The sequence below is a fragment of the Microcoleus sp. PH2017_12_PCY_D_A genome, assembly GCF_020738565.1.
Lineage (GTDB): Bacteria > Cyanobacteriota > Cyanobacteriia > Cyanobacteriales > Microcoleaceae > Microcoleus.
On record NZ_JAEQCI010000064.1, the window covers coordinates 88,024 to 105,578 of the forward strand.

At 47.3% G+C, this 17,555-nt stretch carries 21 protein-coding genes; 13 read left to right on the plus strand and 8 right to left on the minus strand.

From position 1 onward, the window contains the following. Positions 1 to 197: hypothetical protein (locus JGK39_RS19475; RefSeq protein ID WP_293322346.1), on the plus strand; the 197-nt coding region annotated here is incomplete at its 5' end. A gap of 17 nt (positions 198 to 214) precedes the next feature. On the opposite strand, the gene JGK39_RS19480 is transcribed toward JGK39_RS19475, so the two are convergent. From JGK39_RS19480 to JGK39_RS19490, 3 genes are all read right to left on the minus strand, one after another. Beyond that, the gene (locus JGK39_RS19480) at positions 215 to 799 is read right to left on the minus strand and encodes a zf-TFIIB domain-containing protein (protein WP_293250516.1); all 585 of its coding nucleotides are present in this window, start codon (positions 797 to 799) and stop codon (positions 215 to 217) included. A gap of 45 nt (positions 800 to 844) precedes the next feature. Continuing rightward, the gene (patD, locus tag JGK39_RS19485; RefSeq protein WP_293250519.1) at positions 845 to 1,243 is read right to left on the minus strand and encodes a heterocyst frequency control protein PatD; all 399 of its coding nucleotides are present in this window, start codon (positions 1,241 to 1,243) and stop codon (positions 845 to 847) included. A gap of 115 nt (positions 1,244 to 1,358) precedes the next feature. Continuing rightward, the gene (locus tag JGK39_RS19490) at positions 1,359 to 1,628 is read right to left on the minus strand and encodes a hypothetical protein (RefSeq protein ID WP_293250522.1); all 270 of its coding nucleotides are present in this window, start codon (positions 1,626 to 1,628) and stop codon (positions 1,359 to 1,361) included. A 70-nt stretch (positions 1,629 to 1,698) separates the two neighbouring features. Between JGK39_RS19490 and JGK39_RS19495 the strand changes: the two genes are divergently transcribed. From JGK39_RS19495 to JGK39_RS19505, 3 genes are all read left to right on the plus strand, one after another. After that, a complete protein-coding gene (locus JGK39_RS19495; RefSeq protein ID WP_293250525.1) occupies positions 1,699 to 3,972 on the plus strand; it encodes a bifunctional (p)ppGpp synthetase/guanosine-3',5'-bis(diphosphate) 3'-pyrophosphohydrolase in 2,274 nt (757 codons plus the stop codon). A 274-nt stretch (positions 3,973 to 4,246) separates the two neighbouring features. Next, positions 4,247 to 4,495: a DUF6883 domain-containing protein gene (locus tag JGK39_RS19500; RefSeq protein ID WP_293250528.1), complete on the plus strand. Its 249-nt coding sequence runs from the start codon at positions 4,247 to 4,249 to the stop codon at positions 4,493 to 4,495. Positions 4,496 to 4,511: 16 nt separating this feature from the next. Next, positions 4,512 to 4,739, plus strand: a complete 228-nt coding sequence (locus JGK39_RS19505) for a DUF4926 domain-containing protein (RefSeq protein ID WP_293250531.1) — start codon at positions 4,512 to 4,514, stop codon at positions 4,737 to 4,739. Between the two features lie 91 nt (positions 4,740 to 4,830). Here JGK39_RS19505 and JGK39_RS19510 read toward each other — a convergent pair whose 3' ends face one another. Next, positions 4,831 to 5,751, minus strand: a complete 921-nt coding sequence (locus tag JGK39_RS19510; protein WP_293250534.1) for a glycine betaine ABC transporter substrate-binding protein — start codon at positions 5,749 to 5,751, stop codon at positions 4,831 to 4,833. Between the two features lie 42 nt (positions 5,752 to 5,793). Here JGK39_RS19510 and JGK39_RS19515 point away from each other — a divergent pair, with 42 nt between their 5' ends. The 4 genes from JGK39_RS19515 (at position 5,794) to JGK39_RS19530 (ending at position 9,499) form a co-directional block, all read left to right on the plus strand. After that, complete coding sequence (locus tag JGK39_RS19515; protein ID WP_293250537.1) at positions 5,794 to 7,161, plus strand: aldehyde dehydrogenase; 1,368 nt, start codon at positions 5,794 to 5,796, stop codon at positions 7,159 to 7,161. A gap of 411 nt (positions 7,162 to 7,572) precedes the next feature. Then, positions 7,573 to 8,460: a Uma2 family endonuclease gene (locus JGK39_RS19520; RefSeq protein WP_293250540.1), complete on the plus strand. Its 888-nt coding sequence runs from the start codon at positions 7,573 to 7,575 to the stop codon at positions 8,458 to 8,460. Between the two features lie 201 nt (positions 8,461 to 8,661). Next, positions 8,662 to 9,093 carry a hypothetical protein gene (locus JGK39_RS19525; RefSeq protein ID WP_293250543.1) on the plus strand — a complete coding sequence of 144 codons (432 nt, stop codon included), beginning with the start codon at positions 8,662 to 8,664 and terminating at the stop codon, positions 9,091 to 9,093. A 55-nt stretch (positions 9,094 to 9,148) separates the two neighbouring features. Beyond that, a complete protein-coding gene (locus JGK39_RS19530) occupies positions 9,149 to 9,499 on the plus strand; it encodes a 4a-hydroxytetrahydrobiopterin dehydratase (RefSeq protein ID WP_293250546.1) in 351 nt (116 codons plus the stop codon). An 8-nt stretch (positions 9,500 to 9,507) separates the two neighbouring features. Here JGK39_RS19530 and JGK39_RS19535 read toward each other — a convergent pair whose 3' ends face one another. Further along, on the minus strand, positions 9,508 to 10,257 hold the full coding sequence (locus tag JGK39_RS19535; RefSeq protein ID WP_293250549.1) for a response regulator transcription factor: 750 nt from the start codon (positions 10,255 to 10,257) through the stop codon (positions 9,508 to 9,510). Positions 10,258 to 10,484: 227 nt separating this feature from the next. Here JGK39_RS19535 and JGK39_RS19540 point away from each other — a divergent pair, with 227 nt between their 5' ends. Continuing rightward, entirely contained in the window at positions 10,485 to 10,709 is a 225-nt protein-coding gene (locus JGK39_RS19540; RefSeq protein ID WP_293250552.1) for a hypothetical protein, read from the plus strand. Between the two features lie 145 nt (positions 10,710 to 10,854). Beyond that, on the plus strand, positions 10,855 to 11,109 hold the full coding sequence (locus tag JGK39_RS19545; RefSeq protein WP_293250926.1) for a DUF6761 family protein: 255 nt from the start codon (positions 10,855 to 10,857) through the stop codon (positions 11,107 to 11,109). Between the two features lie 324 nt (positions 11,110 to 11,433). On the opposite strand, the gene grxD is transcribed toward JGK39_RS19545, so the two are convergent. The 3 genes from grxD to JGK39_RS19560 form a co-directional block, all read right to left on the minus strand. Continuing rightward, a complete protein-coding gene (gene grxD / locus JGK39_RS19550) occupies positions 11,434 to 11,754 on the minus strand; it encodes a Grx4 family monothiol glutaredoxin (protein WP_293250555.1) in 321 nt (106 codons plus the stop codon). A 197-nt stretch (positions 11,755 to 11,951) separates the two neighbouring features. Continuing rightward, the gene (locus tag JGK39_RS19555) at positions 11,952 to 12,212 is read right to left on the minus strand and encodes a BolA family protein (RefSeq protein WP_293150780.1); all 261 of its coding nucleotides are present in this window, start codon (positions 12,210 to 12,212) and stop codon (positions 11,952 to 11,954) included. 42 nt (positions 12,213 to 12,254) lie between these two features. Next, positions 12,255 to 12,878: a hypothetical protein gene (locus tag JGK39_RS19560; protein ID WP_293250558.1), complete on the minus strand. Its 624-nt coding sequence runs from the start codon at positions 12,876 to 12,878 to the stop codon at positions 12,255 to 12,257. 323 nt (positions 12,879 to 13,201) lie between these two features. Between JGK39_RS19560 and JGK39_RS19565 the strand changes: the two genes are divergently transcribed. The 3 genes from JGK39_RS19565 to JGK39_RS19575 all read left to right on the plus strand — a co-directional run bounded on the left by JGK39_RS19565 (position 13,202) and on the right by JGK39_RS19575 (position 17,315). Continuing rightward, positions 13,202 to 13,471: a hypothetical protein gene (locus JGK39_RS19565; protein WP_293250561.1), complete on the plus strand. Its 270-nt coding sequence runs from the start codon at positions 13,202 to 13,204 to the stop codon at positions 13,469 to 13,471. A gap of 384 nt (positions 13,472 to 13,855) precedes the next feature. Beyond that, positions 13,856 to 16,183, plus strand: a complete 2,328-nt coding sequence (locus JGK39_RS19570) for a S8 family serine peptidase (protein ID WP_293250564.1) — start codon at positions 13,856 to 13,858, stop codon at positions 16,181 to 16,183. Positions 16,184 to 16,397: 214 nt separating this feature from the next. Continuing rightward, complete coding sequence (locus JGK39_RS19575) at positions 16,398 to 17,315, plus strand: fructosamine kinase family protein (RefSeq protein ID WP_293250567.1); 918 nt, start codon at positions 16,398 to 16,400, stop codon at positions 17,313 to 17,315. Positions 17,316 to 17,555 lie beyond the last annotated feature (240 nt).

A 17,555-nucleotide genomic window follows, 5' to 3' on the forward strand; every position in this document is an offset into this window, starting at 1 on the left:
CACTCGGAGATAATCTCGTTGACCTTGGCATCGGAATCATATTTTGGGGATTGCAGTGCGATCGTCCCCGCTCGCTTTTTGAACGCGGAACCAAGCGGGGACGATCGCTTGCAGAATATAATTCGGATCTAACGGATTTGATATTACCCCAATTACCAATTCCCCAATTACCTGTTTGCCCAATGACTAATGACTAATGACTAATGACTAATGACTAAATTTCCTTTCGCTTCAACTCAGCTCTCCGCAATATGTAAGTAGCCGCACAATCAGCGTGGGGATGGTCTGCTAAAACTTCCGCTAGTTCCAACACATATCCGGCGATGTCCGGGCCCAGCTTCTCAGTCAGCACCTGACGTTCCCGAGCAGCGAGTTCTTGCACGCGGGCCTTAGCTTGCCAGTTGGGAGAAAACATCTTGTCAATCTCGGTGTGGAATCCCAGACTTTCGAGAATATCCCACTCGCCGTTATCGCACCAAATGCCCCCGCACAACATACAGCGCTCTATGTAAAAGGGCACTCTGCTGAAAGGAACTTTCGCCCGGGAGAGATAGTGACCGTCTTCGGGACACAGCGCTGCTTTGCTGTCGTAGGGAGACGGCGTGAATTCTATGCCGAGAGTGCCTGTCGCATCTGGCTTCTGGGATTTGTTGTACCACTGGCTGTGCTCTTTCTGCCAAGCTTCGTATTCTTTGCCCGGAATCCAGATACCGTAACAGTTGGGACACCACTGCACCGACATACTGCCGGCTAAGGTGCCGCCGTCTAAGTTGGGATGTTTACATTTTGGACATTCCACCGCTTTATTTCTCCTTGCCTTATCTATTCCCTGTTAATTCAGTTATTAATTTTGCATCTGGACGGGCCCGGGCGCACCAGATTTTTTTTGGAGCACCGCACCGCAGTAGCCAATTAGCGTGTTAAGTCGCTCCGCCGTCGCAGTTTGCCTTGCGGATGCTGTTGCTGGCTGCTTCGCTACTTGCAAAAACGTGACATCTGTTCCCAATAACCGCAGTTGCTTGTGAATTTCCGTCAAATATGACTGTTCTGGGGGGGGCTCTGAGGCGTCTAACTCAGCGCTGGGGGATCTCATGATTTGGTTTCCGAAAAATTGTTGCACTTTTTTGTATTCGATCGCCAGCGCTGCCCGATCGAGATTATCCTGTGCAACAGTTCTTTGTAGCTGTTCGAGTGCTTGCTGTAATTCTTCGTAGCAATGGCGGCGGTCTTCGGACAATATCATGATTTTGCAAACAAATTTGTCTTTATAATCAAAGTAGATTCTTGCTTAAGCTTTGCTCGTATTCAAGGAAGCCCTGCCTTTTTGCAGCAATTCCCTGTTTTTAGAGAAAATTTCATCACTGGGGGGCGTCACTCGATCGCTCTGGCTTCTGCTTTGAGTTTAGCGTTGCCTGTAAATGGCGATCGCCCGCCGGAGTCCGCTGCTGCCGCCAAAATATTCTTATCTTACCCGATCGACCGACCGCAGCGGCCGCAGTGGAGTCACTATATTTTCCTACCCCAGAGGGGGGGCAGCTCGCAATTAGATAGGTATAGTTAACACAAAAATCGACTATTTTTTGGGATTGCAAATTGTGGCATTCAATTAGTTTAGTATAACTAAACACAGAAATTCGGCAATTCAACCGAAAACCGGCTTTTAACCATTTGTATTTCTAATTTTTAAAGGTGTACCCCATGAACGCGAATACTCTGACTCCCTCGAACGCGATCGATCCTTGCATAGTTCCCGATTGGCTGCAAGAATGCCTGAACGCTCGATCGCAACCTGACGAGGCCCCAAACCCAAATTGCACCGCTGACAACGGCTTAATTTGTCGGGCCTTTGAATTTGCCCGCGACTTGCACGAAGGACAGTACCGCAAATCTGGAGAACCTTACATTTGCCATCCGGTAGCTGTAGCTGGAATACTCCGATATATGGGCGGAAACAGTGCCATGATTGCCGCAGGTTTCCTCCATGACATTGTGGAAGATACAGATATTACTCTCGAAGAAATAGAACAGCGGTTTGGGGCAGAAGTGCGACAGTTAGTCGAAGGTGTCACCAAGCTTTCTAAGTTTAATTTTTCCAGCAAAACAGAGCGCCTTGCCGAAAATTTCCGCCGAATGTTCCTCGCAATGGCTAAAGATATTCGCGTCATTGTCGTCAAACTCGCAGACAGACTGCACAACATGAGGACTTTGGAGCATTTGTCCCAAGAAAAGCAGCGCACAATTGCCCTAGAAACCCGAGAGATTTTTGCTCCCCTGGCCAACCGTTTGGGTATCGGGCGCTTTAAGTGGGAATTGGAAGATTTAGCGTTTAAATACCTGGAACCGGAAGCTTACCGCGAAATTCAGGACTTGGTGGCGGTGAAGCGGGGCGATCGAGAAACCCAACTCGCAGAAGTCACAGATTGTTTGCGAGAAAGGCTTGACAATTTAGGCATTAAATGCTATGAAGTCAGCGGCCGTCCCAAACATTTGTACGGGATTTATGGGAAGATGCAGCGCCGGCAAAAAGGCTTTAACCAAGTGTACGATATTGCTGCGGTGCGGATCATAGTAGAAACCAATGATGACTGTTATCGCGCATTGGCGATCGTCCACGATTCATTCCGCCCGATCCCCGGCCGCTTCAAAGACTATATCGGTTTACCAAAAGCCAACCGTTATCAATCTTTGCACACCGGAGTAATCGGCACCAGCGGCCGCCCCATCGAAGTACAAATTCGCACCGTAGCAATGCACCACATTGCAGAATACGGCATTGCAGCCCACTGGAAATACAAAGAAACCGGCGGTTCCAATACCACAGTCACCGGCGACGACGAAAAATTTACCTGGCTGCGACAACTGCTAGAATGGCAAACCGATCTCAAAGACGATCGCGAATATTTACAAAGCATTAAAGACAACTTATTTGACGAAGATATCTACGTTTTTACTCCTAACGGAGACGTGATTGCACTCAACAGCGGCTCAACACCCGTAGATTTTGCCTACCGCATTCACAGTGAAATAGGCAATCGCTGCACCGGCGCCCGAGTCAACGGGCGAATGGTGACACTTGACAAGGTTTTAAAGAATGGCGACATTGTAGAAATCTTGAACCAAAAAAACGGTCATCCGAGCTCCGACTGGCTGAATTTTGTCAAGACAAACGGAGCAAAAAACCGAATTCGCCAGTGGTTAAAGCGATCGCACCGAGATGAAAATCTCGCTCGCGGGCGGGAATTGCTGGAAAAAGAATTAGGTAAAAACGGCTTAGAATCCTTGCTGAAATCTGAACCCATGCAATCAGTGGCTCAGCGCTGCAACTACCACAGCGTCGAAGATTTAATCGCAGGTTTGGGCTACGGCGAAGTCACCCTAAATCTCGTAGTCAACCGACTGCGAGATTTAGTCAAAGTGCAGCAAAAAATAGAAGCTGCACCCGCAGGAATCCAGGAATCCCCCGTGCAAATACCTGCATCAGCGGCACCCAAGCCCGTACCGAGTTCGTCTCCGAGCAAATCGCCGATCGCAGGTGTAGAAGGATTGCTGTATCATTTAGCCGGCTGTTGCTGTCCGATTCCCGGCGAATCAATTATTGGAGTTGTGACTCGCACCCGAGGAATTTCGATTCACCGCCAAGGATGTTCAAATGTTGAAAGCGTCCCGGGAGATAGATTAGTTCCTGTGAGTTGGAATTCCACCAACCGCAATGAATCTCGCCCCAATACTTATCCGGTGAACATTCAAGTAGAAGCCCTCGATCGAGTGGGAGTTCTCAACGATGTATTATCGCATTTGAAGGACAACAAAGTCAACGTCCGCAGCGCCCAAGTCAAAACATATCCCGGATTGCCGGCATTAATTGACTTGTGCATGGATATCCAGGATAAAGAACAGTTTGAGCGGACTTGTATGCAAATTAAAAAGATGAGCGATATTTTGAATTTGCGCAGGCTGAGCGAAGCTGAGTGAAGGAACTTAAGAGAAAATTTACCGCATGGTACAACTTAGCCTTAACTCCGTGATTCCTTCAGAAAAGCTGACGAACTATTTATTAATCCGGCTTCCTAAAGATCAATACTTCGGACAGTTTTTTAACAGCCCTGTAAGCCTTACGTAGTCAGCCATGCCATTTTTTACGTATTTTCTGCAACGAGTGGGTCAAAGTCAAACATTGAAAAAATAGTCCAGCATATAGCCAGCAAGGGTTTCGGAGACTCGATCGCATCTAAAACTGTCCGAAGTATTGAAAGATGACAAATCTCAGTTTCTCGCTCGGGGTGGTTACGATCTAGAAAACTGGCAGCAGCTCGATCGAGATTTGAGAGTCCAGATACTTTCATTGGAAGCAGAGCCAATGACCAACACAAAATACGGTCAAAAGTACATGATTCGAGGCAGTTTAACAGGGCCAAACGGTAGAACTTTACAAGTCAAAACCGTTTGGATAGTTACTCCATCCGAAACGAGATTTGTTACATTAGTTCCTGATTAACAAGAGGTAATCCGCCATGAAGTTTGCACTTTTTTCACAAGTAGCATTGCGCGAAGACATCCCGAATTACAATCTAAAAAAAGGTGCTATAGCAACTATTGTTGAGCATTACCCGATGCCGGAAGGTCAAGAAGACGGTTATAGCTTAGAGGGTTTCAATGTCGAAGCAATTACAGTTGAAGTTGCGGAGTCCCAGATTGAATCAATCAAAGCTCCTGTTTTGCAGCTTGGCAAATTAAGCTAACGCCGGCATCCGCGAGAAGTATATGTAGGGTGCGCAGTGCGCACCTTACTAGATGTAGCGTGTCAAACCATTTTTTGCATAATTCCTGCCCTTATTTCGCCGGAGTCCCAGGCTGGGAGTCGCCCAACTTTTGCAGCAAAAACTGTCGCGCTACTTGTGCAGCATCCTGCTGTTTTCCATCAACTTGATAGTTGAGTTGGCGCATATCTTCCTCCGAGATTTTGCCGCCCAACTCAGCGAGCACTGGACGCAATTCTGGGTATTTTTCCAAAATTTGCGATCGCACAACCGGAACAGCTTCGTAGGGCGGGAAATAGTTCTTATCATCTTTGAGTATTACCAAACCCAAACTTTGAATCAAACCATCCGTCGTATTACCGGCAATCACATCTACTTCTTTTTGTTGCAGCGCTTGATAAAGCAATCCTAACAGCAACTCCTTCGGTTCTCCAGCAAATTTAATCCCGTAAGTTTTAGCTAATCCCGGAAATCCATCTTCTCTGTCTTTGAATTCTGGCCCAAAACCAGCGCGCAATTTTGGTGCAGCCTTGCTTAGTTGTGAGAGAGTTTGCAAGTTGAGTTTTTTGGCATCTTCTCCCCGCACGATAATCGCAAAACCGTTATTAAATCCCAGCGGCTCAGTCCATTCGGCTTTAAACTGTTTGGGATACTCTTGTTTGAGATAGTTGAGGACTTTTTTGGGGTCAGAAATAGGCTTTTGTTTGAGAATATTGGTAAAACCTGTACCTGTATATTCGACGTACAAGTCAATTTTTCCTGCTGTTAGGGATTGATGGCAAAGCGAGCCTCCGAGGTTGAGTTCGCGTTCTACTTTAATATCTGTTTTGGCTTCGATGTGCTGTGCTAAAATTTCGGCTAAAATGACTTGCTCGGAAAAGTCTTTCGAGCAAATTACAACTTGTTTTTGAGAACTCGAATTGCAGCTTGTGACTGCTAACAAGCAAAGCAATGATATACAGGAATATAAAAGATGGCTTTTTGATATTTTCATTTTTTTATTGTAACATTTATGTAGATAGATACAGGAGAAAATATGCTATTGAGTGTCAGCGATACGATCCGGGAGCAGCGACAATTTTTTGCTACTGGGAAAACTAAAGATGTGGATTTTCGGATCGAACAACTCAAAAATCTCAAAAGTGCGATCGCCTCCAATCAATCACGGATTGTGGATGCTGTCAAGGCAGATTTGAACAGGCCCGAGTATGAGGCTTATTTTGAAATTGCTGCGATCGCAGAAGTTAATTATGCCATCAAAAACGTTGAATCGTGGGCCAAGCCGAAAAAGGTGCCGACATCGATCGATCAATTCCCCGCCTCAGCCCGCATTTACCCGGAACCTTTGGGCGTCGTTTTAATTATCGGGCCTTGGAATTACCCGTTTCAGCTCATGATATCACCTTTGGTCGGGGCGATCGCCGCCGGCAACTGCGCCATCCTCAAACCCTCAGAAATCGCCTCGCACACCTCCGAAGTTGTCGCGGATATGATTCTCACAGCCTTCGATCCCGCCTACATCGCAGCCATCCAAGGAGGAGTCGAAACCAGCAAACAATTATTAGCCGAAAAATTCGACCACATCTTCTTTACCGGAGGCACAAAAATCGGTAAAGTAGTCATGGAAGCCGCCGCCAAACACCTGACACCTGTCACATTAGAATTGGGCGGCAAAAGTCCTTGCATTGTAGACTCAGACATTCAAGTTGAATATACTGCAAGACGCATTGCGTGGGGCAAATTCATCAATGCAGGTCAAACTTGTATTGCTCCCGATTACCTGTTAGTTGACAAAAAAGTTAAACCCGCTTTGATGCAAGCAATCAAAACATCAATTCACGAATTTTACGGCGACGATCCGCAGAAAAGTCCCGACTATTCGCGAATTATCAATCAGCATCATTTACGACGTTTGGCTGAGTTTGTCAAAGATGGCGAAATTGTAGCTGGCGGCCAAACCAGCGTCGAAGACAAATATATTGCGCCGACGGTAATTGACAAGGTTTCCTGGGAGTCGCCGGTGATGCAGGATGAGATTTTTGGCCCGATTTTGCCCGTTTTGGAGTATGAAGAGCTCGGAGATGCGATCGCCCAAATCAACGCCCGCCCCAAACCCCTAGCTTTGTATTTGTTCTCGAAAGATAAAGAGAAACAAGAGCGAGTTTTGCGCGAAACTTCTTCCGGCGGAGTTTGCATTAATGACACGGTTATGCAAGTCGGAGTCACAACTTTACCTTTTGGCGGAGTTGGCGACAGCGGCACCGGCAGCTATCACGGAAAAGCTAGTTTTGATACTTTTTCACATCAAAAAAGTGTGCTGCAAAAGTCGTTTTTACTTGACTTAAAATGGCGGTACGCTCCCTATCTAGGTAAGTTGGATTTGATTAAGAAAATTATCGGTTGAACGGGATACTCCTTTCAATATACAAGGGGCGGGGCTTAACCAACACTTACAATTGTTAGCTGGATTAAATAGGTTTGTAGTGCGGACTTTAGTCCGCAGAATTTGATGCGGACTAAAGTCCTCACTACAAACCTTTGAAGGAAATCACAGAATTTGATGCGGACTAAAGTTCTCACAGGTTTGTAGTGCGGACTTTAGTCCGCAGAATTTGATGCGGACTAAAGTCCTCACTACAAACCTTGGGAAATTAAGGAAATCGCAGAATTTGATGCGGACTAAAGTCCTCACTACAAACCTTGTAAAGTCCTCACTACAAACCTTGGGAAATTAAGGAAATCAGAGGCTGGGAAATTAGCCACCTGCTTAATGTTGATTGAGTTAAAATAATGTAAGTTATTCCCCGAAATTCTTATGTTTCCACTTAAATATCCCGTGCCTCAAACAGAACCCCCTCGATCGCCCAAAGAAACGCTCCCCACGATGTACGATCTACCTAGCGAAAATCCGGAGGAACCTGGTTTGCCTGATGAATTTCACGGCTTGCAACCGCAGTTGCTGAGCTACACCTTCCGCCCTGGCAGCTATTCGGCTTCCCAAATATTTACCGGAAGCGACATGAATCTTTATTATGACGTGCGTCACCCGCTTTGGTACAAGCGCCCGGATTGGTTTGGAGTTGTCGGAGTTTCCCGGTTGTACGATGAAGTTGATATGCGGCTGAGTTACGTTATTTGGCAAGAGGGTGTGAATCCTTTTGTGATTGTAGAATTGCTCTCGCCGGGAACAGAAAAAGAAGATTTGGGAGAAAATGAGGGGGAAAATCTACCGTCGGCGCCTGAACAAATAGCAGGTAATGGTAACATCAACCGCGAACCGACTTCGGAAAAGCCTCTGCGGAAATGGGAGGTTTACGAGCAGGTTTTGCGAATTCCTTATTATGTTGTTTTCAGCCGCTACACCAATCGATTGAGGGCTTTTAAATTGGATGGAGCTCGCTATGAAGAATTAGAACTCTCTGACTCGCGCCTGTGGATGCCTGAGATTGATTTAGGCTTGGGTTTGTGGCACGGGGATTATCTGGGAGTCGATCGACTGTGGTTGCGCTGGTACGATAGTGAGGGCAATTGGATTCCGACTCCCGAGGAGCGGGCAGAACAGGCACAAGGGCGGACAGAGCATGCACAAGGGCTTGCCGAGCAGGAAAGACAGCGTGCAGAGACTGCTGAAGCTCGCTTGGAATTTTTGATGCAAAGACTGCGGGAATCTGGCATCGATCCCGATCGATTCTTGAACGGTTAATGCTCGTGAATTGTTTTTGCAGACTTACGCGCTACGAACCAAGAAACCGGGTTTTGTCAACCGAGATTAAGCGTTTAAAGCCCTTATATTTTCGTTAAAAAACCCAGTTTCCGACCAACCGTGCCTAAGTCTGATTCACTTTACAAGCAGACTCTCGATGTAGTAAAATCGCCGATTAAAGGCAATTTTGACTATATTATAATGAAAAAAATCTTATCATTTTTTGCCGTTCCAGCGATTATGGCTTCTGCCTCCTTGGCTAGTTACATTCCACCCACCTATGTTTTGCGAGTAGAAACTGTAAAACCGGGACTGCTGCGGCTGACAAATACTTCAACTCAACCTATTTATGTCAAAAGCTTTATCCTCCGCAACCACACAGTCAACGAACTCGGCAAACGAACCGGAGAAGTTGATAAAATTTTGGTGGATGTGAATGCGGCGATCGCTCCTGGCCACAGTGTACTAGAATCAATTGACAAGTATCCATATCGGACAACCGCCCATACTGAGCTGGTGCAGTGGAATGAGAGACGCAAAGTTCACCGAGACGGATTGCTGATCTGTTTTATTAACGACTTCAATCACAATGTCTTTGTAACTCCTAACGGGCATTTGCCCTGTCCAAAATAAGTCACATCACAAGTGTCATAATATCTTTTAGGATCTTCTCGTCCAACCGCAATTTATGGAACCTTTAGCAAAAGAAATCTGTGCCGCCTGCCTCCCAAACTCTCCCCGCGTCACGGCTTACGAAATTATCCAACTTAAGCCTCAAATTCCCGACTGGAATTTGATTGAAAAAAATGGTATTCCCCAGTTAGAGCGCACCTACAAATTCCCGGATTTCAAAAGTGCGATCGCCTTTACAAACAGCGTCGGCGCAGCAGCAGAAACTGAAGGGCATCACCCCGCACTGTTAACCGAGTGGGGAAAAGTTACCGTTACTTGGTGGACTCACTCGATTTCGGGATTGCACCGCAATGATTTTATTATGGCGGCAAAAACAGATGCGATCGCACATCAATTCTCAACCTAAAATCAGATTCAACGGCTAATGATAGTTTCAGATGTCGGAGCGCCGAATACGGGTGAATGTTGTTGATTCGCATTCAACAATTCCAAATTTAGCCGGTAGCCGACATTCCGCACAGTTTGAATTAGACTCGGCTGTCGCGGGTCGATTTCGATTTTTTTCCGCAGAGAGAGTACGTGAGTGTCGATCGTGCGCGGGTTGTCAATTGCATCAGGCCACGCCCGACGCAGCAAATCGGAGCGCGACAGCGGGACTCCTCCAGCTTGAGCCAGCACGTAGAGCAGGCTGAATTCCTGGGGAGTCAGCTCGATGTGTTCTTCATGGAGCCTGACTCGGCGCTGCACCAAATCAATTTTTAGCCGCCCGCATTCCAGCATCGCGGGCGGTACCATCGTGCGGTTGCGGCGCATCAGGGCTTCCACCCTAGCCATAAACTCTTGCATCCCAAACGGTTTAGTTAGGTAATCGTCGGCGCCCGACTTCAAACCTTCCACAATATCCGCTTCTGAATTCCGCGCCGACAGCATCAAAATCAGCGATTGTTGTTGCTGTTGGAGCCAGCGGCAAAATTCCAAACCGTCCCCATCCGGCAATTGGGCATCGAGAATGACTAGGGTTGGCTGGCGGCTGAAAAATATTTCCCTAGCATGACTGATATCCGCTGATTGGTGCACCCAGTGACCGACTTGCTGTAAATGCCAGCCCAAGAGCGATCGCAGGTGCGGATTTCCTTCAACAATTGAAATACTTGCAGATCCCACAACGGCGAGCTTCCCTTATCACTAATTGCTACCAGGTTAACAGAGCTTTTGTCAAGGTTTTGTAACCATCGCTACTCAAGCATAAGCTGCATTTAAAGCGGCGAACAAACCCAGGGGATGAATTTTAAAGATTTGGTCAAGTTGCGATCGTCAGACCTGAGAAAGGTTAAATCATTCTGGCGGTGAGCTTACAATGAAAATAAGACAGTCTACAGCCGATCGAGCCTATGACCCAGCCGCCTGCTTTGACCGAACCCCCCGACAGGGTATCCACTCCCAGGAAGTTGACAAATCGCGTAACTGAAACTAAAATGCGTGCAACCGTTCGCTCGGTAGCCGGAACACTCACTCAGTTCGATCGCCAAATTCAGCAACATCCCGACTCTTTTAAACGCACGGCGAATTATCTAGGTGCGCGCGAAAGATTCGAGCAACTGCATTGCAGCGAGTGAAATTTTTTATGGAGGGTAGCCTGTGGAGCAGGGTAAAAACTTTTATTTAGCGATCGCCTCTGGCGCTGAGCTTGCTCAGTATAAATCCGGGCCGTTCCTAAATCCCGCCGTCATTATACACCACAAAGGATTTCAAACTCACACCATGCTACAAGACACCCAAACAATCCGGCACTACCAAAAACTCACCGACGCCCTCGTCGAAATGTGGAATAGAGGTTATCGTTTCGATGACTTGCGGCTTTACTTAGATGGCTACCTCGCAGCCCTGCGACATTGTAACAGCCTGGAACCCTATCTGATTCACAGATTAGAAGAAGAAGCAGCGCGTTACATTCACGATCCTTCCAATTTTGAAATGCCACAGACACAAACACAAGCTGAATCAGACTATTATTAAACACCAAATTTGGTTTAATAAACCTACTAGGTTTGTAGTGAGGACTTCAGTCCTGCCTTGACGCTTTTAATGAATAAGGACTTGCATTCCTTACTACAAACAACCGATAAATAATCGGACATGGTATGAGAGTCAGAAATTCGGAAGCTGTAGCTGCAAAATAGAAGTTTAGTAGGGCGGGGCCGTGTCCGCCCTACTGCTGTTATAGTTAGAGATTTGCGAAAGTTTTAAGTTCGGAGCTCAGAATTTTTAAGTCTTTAACTTACAATATAAAACTCACAATTTAAAACTCAAAACTTTCTTTCTTCTTTCCCTTCCTTTGATTTAAGAAGCTAAAGCGACTTCTACGGCTTCTTGCAATTCGCCCTTTTGATACATCTCGATCATAATATCCGAGCCTCCAATAAACTCGCCATTGATATAAACTTGGGGAATTGTCGGCCAGTTGGAATACTCTTTAACGCCTTGACGAATTTCTTGGTCTGCCAAAACATCAACTGTTTCGTAAGGCACTCCCAAAGTATTGAGAATTTGCACCACAGTATTAGAGAAACCGCACTGGGGCATTAACTTATTGCCCTTCATAAACACCATGATTTTGTTTTGCTTAACCAAGTCGTCAATTCTTTCCTGTGCTGTACTCATGGTAGCTCCTAATATTGTTTGAAAAATTTTAAACGTGGACAGTTGTTTCTCATGAGACAGAAACCGGGTTTTTAACGAAAATCTTTTGTTACAGCCATAGATTCCGGTGAAAAACCCGGTTTCTTTGGTTAGCAACTGTTTCTCAAGCAACTATTGACACAAGCACAAATGTGCGATCGACAATTGCAACTGAAAAACTAAGCAACTTCACTTTTGGCAGCCCATTCTGCCGGAGTTAAAGTTTCCAATGCCAAAGCGTGGATAGCTTCACTAGCCATTGCCTGTTTGAGAGCTCCGTAAACCAGTTGGTGCTGCTTGACTCGGCTTTTCCCTTCAAAGGCGGCAGAGACTACTCTCGCCTGGTAGTGGTCGCCGCCGCCGGTCAAATCGTCAACTTGTATTTTAGCGTCGGGCAACTCTGCCTTAATCATTTCTGCTACTTGAGACGGTGTAACCATTGGTATTTGTGATAAAGGGCTGTATTGAGTATTTTAGTGGAACTATTTGTTAGACGATCGCGGTTGAGCTGCAGCAGGCCGGGGATAGGGCGCATCCACAAAACCCAATTCCAGTAACTGCTGGTAAGCTTTTTTGCCCAAGTCGCGAGTTGGCTGCTGCGATCGAATAATCTGAATCAGTAGGGGAACAGCCAGTTCCGGCTTATTTTGTGCGCGGTGTACCAGCGCCAGCCGGTAGGTAGCTTCGTCGCGCATTTGGGCTGTTTCCACAGCTTTGGTGCGGTTGCTGTCAGCCAAGCGGATGTCAATTCCGGCAAAACTGCTGCCCAGTTGCTGGTAGAAGTTGGAGAGTTGATTGAAAATTTGGCGGGATTCTTGGAGTTTTTGAGCCGCCAGCGTGTAATTTTGACTGGAAATAGCATTGCTGGCTTCTGTCATCAAACGCTGACCTCCGGCAATGCTGAGTACGCTGCTGTCTTGCGTCACTGGGCGGAGGTTGTTGGGGTCTGTGGGGTCGTCGGCGGGTTCGACTTGCGGTTGGTTATCTGGCCGAGAAGGTTGTTGTGCTTGGGCTTGGAGCGGTTGCAACAGGGTCAAAACTGCGATCGCCCCGATCGTCATCCGGGCGGTGAAGCGAAGCCAGCAAACAGTTGCAGAGTATACCATGAAATTACTTTGCGCCTCGGCGCTTTAAAAAGATATTTAGCTTGAGCCGATCTTACCATTGGCGATCGCAACCGGCTAAGTGTAAACCAATTTTGTTCAAATGTCAATGTGCAAATGTCAAAGGGTGCGATCGATTTTGGATTAAACAAAGGAAATCGTGGGGGATGGGACATATCCCGGCGATTTAGTCCCGGAGGCAGAAACCGGGTTTTTTTACCTAAATACTGCATTTGAGGCTTTAAAATTGGTGAAAAACCCGGTTTCTTTGGTTTTGATGCGTAAGTTTCGATCTATCTAATTTAACAATAAAATGAACCATGAATATGACAATCGAGAAAACAGTCTACGGTCAACTGCTGGCGAAATCTCAGCCTAAGCCCATCCTGAACGAAGAAGATAACGATCTTGCCCTCGCAGAAGTCGATTTTCTGATGTCTAAGGAAGAATTAACAGTAGAAGAAGAAACTTTACTGAGTCTCTGGGGGCTGTTGATCGAACAATACGAATCAAAATATTACCCAGATCCAGAAGTGACTCCCCAAGATGTTCTATTGCATTTCATGGAAATTCGCGAACTTAAACAAGCCGATTGAGTGGGCGTGATTGGTTCCAAAGGAGTAGTATCTGAGGTGGTTAATGGGAAACGGTCGATTAGCAAGGCGCAAGCTAAGGCGCTGGGAGAATTCTTTAATGTTAATCCTAGCGTGTTTATTTGAGATCAGAGATCGTATAAAAATGAATACGGCGGTTTAAACTGCGTCTACAAAGACAAAACCTGCGGAGGCAGGTTGAAGATAAGATGGCGGTTTCAACCGCGTCTAGAAAAACGATGTTCGCCGGACGCCGACTGATGGAGATAAGATAAGACGGTAGTTGAAACCGCCTGGTATCTTCAACCCGCCTCCGCGGGTTTTGTCTGTGTCGCCGCGGTTTCAACCGCCCGGTTTTCTCTCCCAAATCAAACAGGGACATTTCTAATGGTACAACCAAGCAAACCCACATCCGCCATCCTCCAAAATTATCAAGGTATCGGAGTTCCCGAAGCAAGTCTGGCGGTGATTTTGCAGCGAGGTGGCGATGAATTGCTGCTGTCAAAAGTTCCTAACCGCTTTACAGTCCGTCCGTCAGCAACAGCATCAGCATCAAACAATTGGGCTGCAAAAACTCAGGCAAAACTTAACCGCCGCGTCGGACAAAGCAATCTGGAAGAATATCTAGTGGTGCCGGAAAACCTAGATTTAGCAATGCAAGCCGCCCGCGCCAGCGATGCCGTAGCTTTTGCTAGCCACGTTTATTGTCCGGCGAACAATCCGAGTACATTCTTTTATTTAACCGATCGAATTACTATTCAATTTGGCGAACAAGTAAACGAAGAATCGCGTTGGGCGATCGCCAATGCAGCAAATTTAACAATAGTCCGGCCAGTCGAAGGCATTCCCAACACCTTCGTCTGTGAAGTGACCAAACAAGCAACCGAAAACCCGATTAAAATTGCCAACCGCCTGACAAGATATCCAGAAGTTTCGATCGCAGAACCCAACATTTTAATCGAAACTCAGCAGCATTATACACCCCGCGATCCGCTTTATCCCAAACAGTGGTATCTCAACAACCAAGGTGGTGACGGAGTTGTCAGCGGCGCTCAAATTTATGCCGAACCAGCTTGGGATATAACTCGCGGCGCGCGATCGATCGTAATTGCGATCGCCGACGATTCAGTCGATCTGACGCACCCCGATTTTCAAGGCCAAGGCAAAATCGTCTCGCCCATCGATTTCAAAGACGGCGACACTTCCCCGATGCCGGTTGCTGAATCGGACAACCACGGGACAAGTTGCGCCGGTGTCGCCGCTGCGGAAGAAAACGGCCAAGGTACTGTCGGCGTCGCCCCCGGATGCGCCCTGATGCCCATCCGTACCACGGGTTTTCTCGATGACGAGTCGATCGAAAAAATATTCAATTGGGCTGTAGAAAAAGGTGCCGCCGTCATCTCTTGCAGTTGGGGGGCTGGCGCAGTTTACTATCCGCTTTCCCTGCGTCAAAGCGCCGCCATCACCAAAGCAGCTACCAAAGGGCGGGGCGGTAGAGGCTGCGTGATTTTGTTCGCTGCGGGGAATGCCAACCGCCCAGTCAACGGCGCGGTTGACGAAAAAGGCTGGCCAAATAATATGTTTGGCGATCGAACTAAATGGCTGGCTGGATTTGCCGTGCACCCGGATGTAATCGCGGTGTCTGCTTCCACTTCCCTCAACAAAAAAGCAGCCTACAGCAATTGGGGCACCAGCATCTCGGTGTGCGCGCCCAGCAACAACGCGCCGCCGGGAACTTGGCTGCCGGAAACCGGATTTATTGCGACTGGGCCGGAGGTGTCGCAGTATTTGCCCGGTTTGGGGGTGTTTGCTGCCGATCGAGTGGGGGTTGTCGGCTACGACTCGGGGGACTACACCAATAGCTTTGGCGGCACTTCCAGCGCCACTCCAGTAGTCGCTGGAGTGGCAGCTTTGGTGCTTTCGGCTAACCCCCGTTTGACAGCGCGGGAAGTGCGGGGAATTCTCGAACAAACTGCCGACAAAATTGTCGATCCCGATCCCGATCCGCAGTTGGGAAATCGCAGGGGAAATTACGATGCTACCAGCCGCCGCAGCGATTGGTTTGGTTACGGGAAAGTGAATGCTTTTAAAGCCGTGCAAGCTGCGGTAAGAAAGGCTGGTGGCAATCCAAATATCGGCGGTTCTAGGTTTAGCGATATTTCGGGACATTGGGCAGAAAAGTTTATAGAAGCTTTGGCTGCGGCGAATATAATTAGCGGTTTTCCTGACGGTTCTTTCGGGCCTGACAACAGTTTAAATCGCGCTCAATATGCGGCGCTGTTGGTGAGTGCATTTAGTCCGATTCCGAAGGTGGCAGCTACCAATTTTGTGGATGTTTCTGCTAGTTTTTGGGCGAGAAGTGCGATCGAACGGGCGAATCGGGCGGGGTTTTTGTCCGGGTTTCCTGGGTTGAAGTTTGGCCCGAATCAGAATTTGACGAAGACAGAGGCGATCGTATCTTTGGTTAACGGTTTGGAACTTAAGGGTGGCAATCCCGATGTTTTGAAAGTTTACAGCGATCGCGCTCAAATTCCTAATTTTGCGTTAAGCGCCGCAGCCACAGCAACTGCTTTGAAGATTGTAGTAAACTATCCGGCGCGCGATCGGCTTTCGCCGCAGCGAGACATCACCCGCGCCGAGATTTCGGCTTTGATTTACCAGACATTGGTAGCAATTAATCGCGCCAAGGCGATCGACTCTCCTTACATTGTCTAGCCACCAACGAACAAACAGGTTCGATCGTTCGGACTTCAGTCCTTCTTCTTCTGAGGACTAAAGTCCGAACGATCAAACAGGTTCGACATTTATTGTGTAGCAATCTTTTGTCAAAATGGTATTATATTGTATTTGATGTGCGATCGATTAATCGCAGTAAAGTGTCGCCAGTCAGATACACTAATGGCGATCGCCCTCAAAACCATTTGATGCTATGTGGCACAAAATTGCAGCACACATCTCCGAAACAACCGGAGAGAGCTTTTCCATCGACAACCGCCGTTCAGTCAGCGGTGGCTGCATCAACCAAGGCTATGCTATCAACAGCAGTACCCGCACTTATTTCGCGAAAATCAATCAAGCTTCCCAAGCCGCCATGTTTGAAGCTGAGGCCCTGGGTTTGCAGCAAATGGCAGAAACCCAGACTATTAGAGTTCCTCAACCGATTTGCTGGGGAACTGAGGGCAATTCTGCTTATATTGTGTTGGAATGGCTGGATTTGCGAAGTGGCGGGGGCGATAAAGCTTGGGAAGAAATGGGGCGGAAACTGGCTCAAATGCACCAATTCACCCCCCCCAGCCCCCCCTGGCTAAGGGGGGGAGAAGAGGTTGATTCTGCCTTGCTGAAGAGACATTTTGGTTGGAGTGTTAATAATGCGATCGGCTCAACATCTCAAATTAATAAGTGGACGGCAGATTGGGCAGAATTTTGGACAGAACACCGGATTGGTTATCAGTTAAAGTTAGCTAGGCGCCGCGGCGGAAATTTCAATCGGGGGGAAACTTTGCTAGCAGCTATTCCCAAGTTATTGGAGGGTTACAAGCCTCAACCTTCGCTGGTTCACGGGGATTTGTGGGGAGGAAATGCCTCGGTAACTGCTGCGGGGGAACCAGTAATTTTTGACCCGGCTGCTTATTGGGGCGACAGAGAAGTTGATATTGCAATGACGGAACTGTTCGGCGGTTTTTCCGCAGCGTTTTATCGGGGTTATAATGAAGTTTGGTTGCTAGATTCAGGCTATGAAAAGCGCAAAAAGCTTTACAACTTATATCATATTTTGAATCACTTTAATTTGTTTGGCGGGAGTTACGAGTCGCAGGCGAATCAAACGATAGATCGAATTTTGAGTTAATACTTAATAAGTAGTCACTGGATGAGATAAGGTTCGTAGTGCGGACTTCAGTCCGCAAATTCAGAGGACTAAAGTCCTCACTACAAACTAATCTTACTATTGCTCGCCATCGATAAGGTTCGTAGTGCGGACTTCAGTCCGCAAATTCAGGTAGTGCCCTGAAGGAAAGGATCGAGAGAATAAAACTCACGTCAAAGAAAAGTAGGCATTTAGAGTTGTAAATTAGCATTGTAATGATGC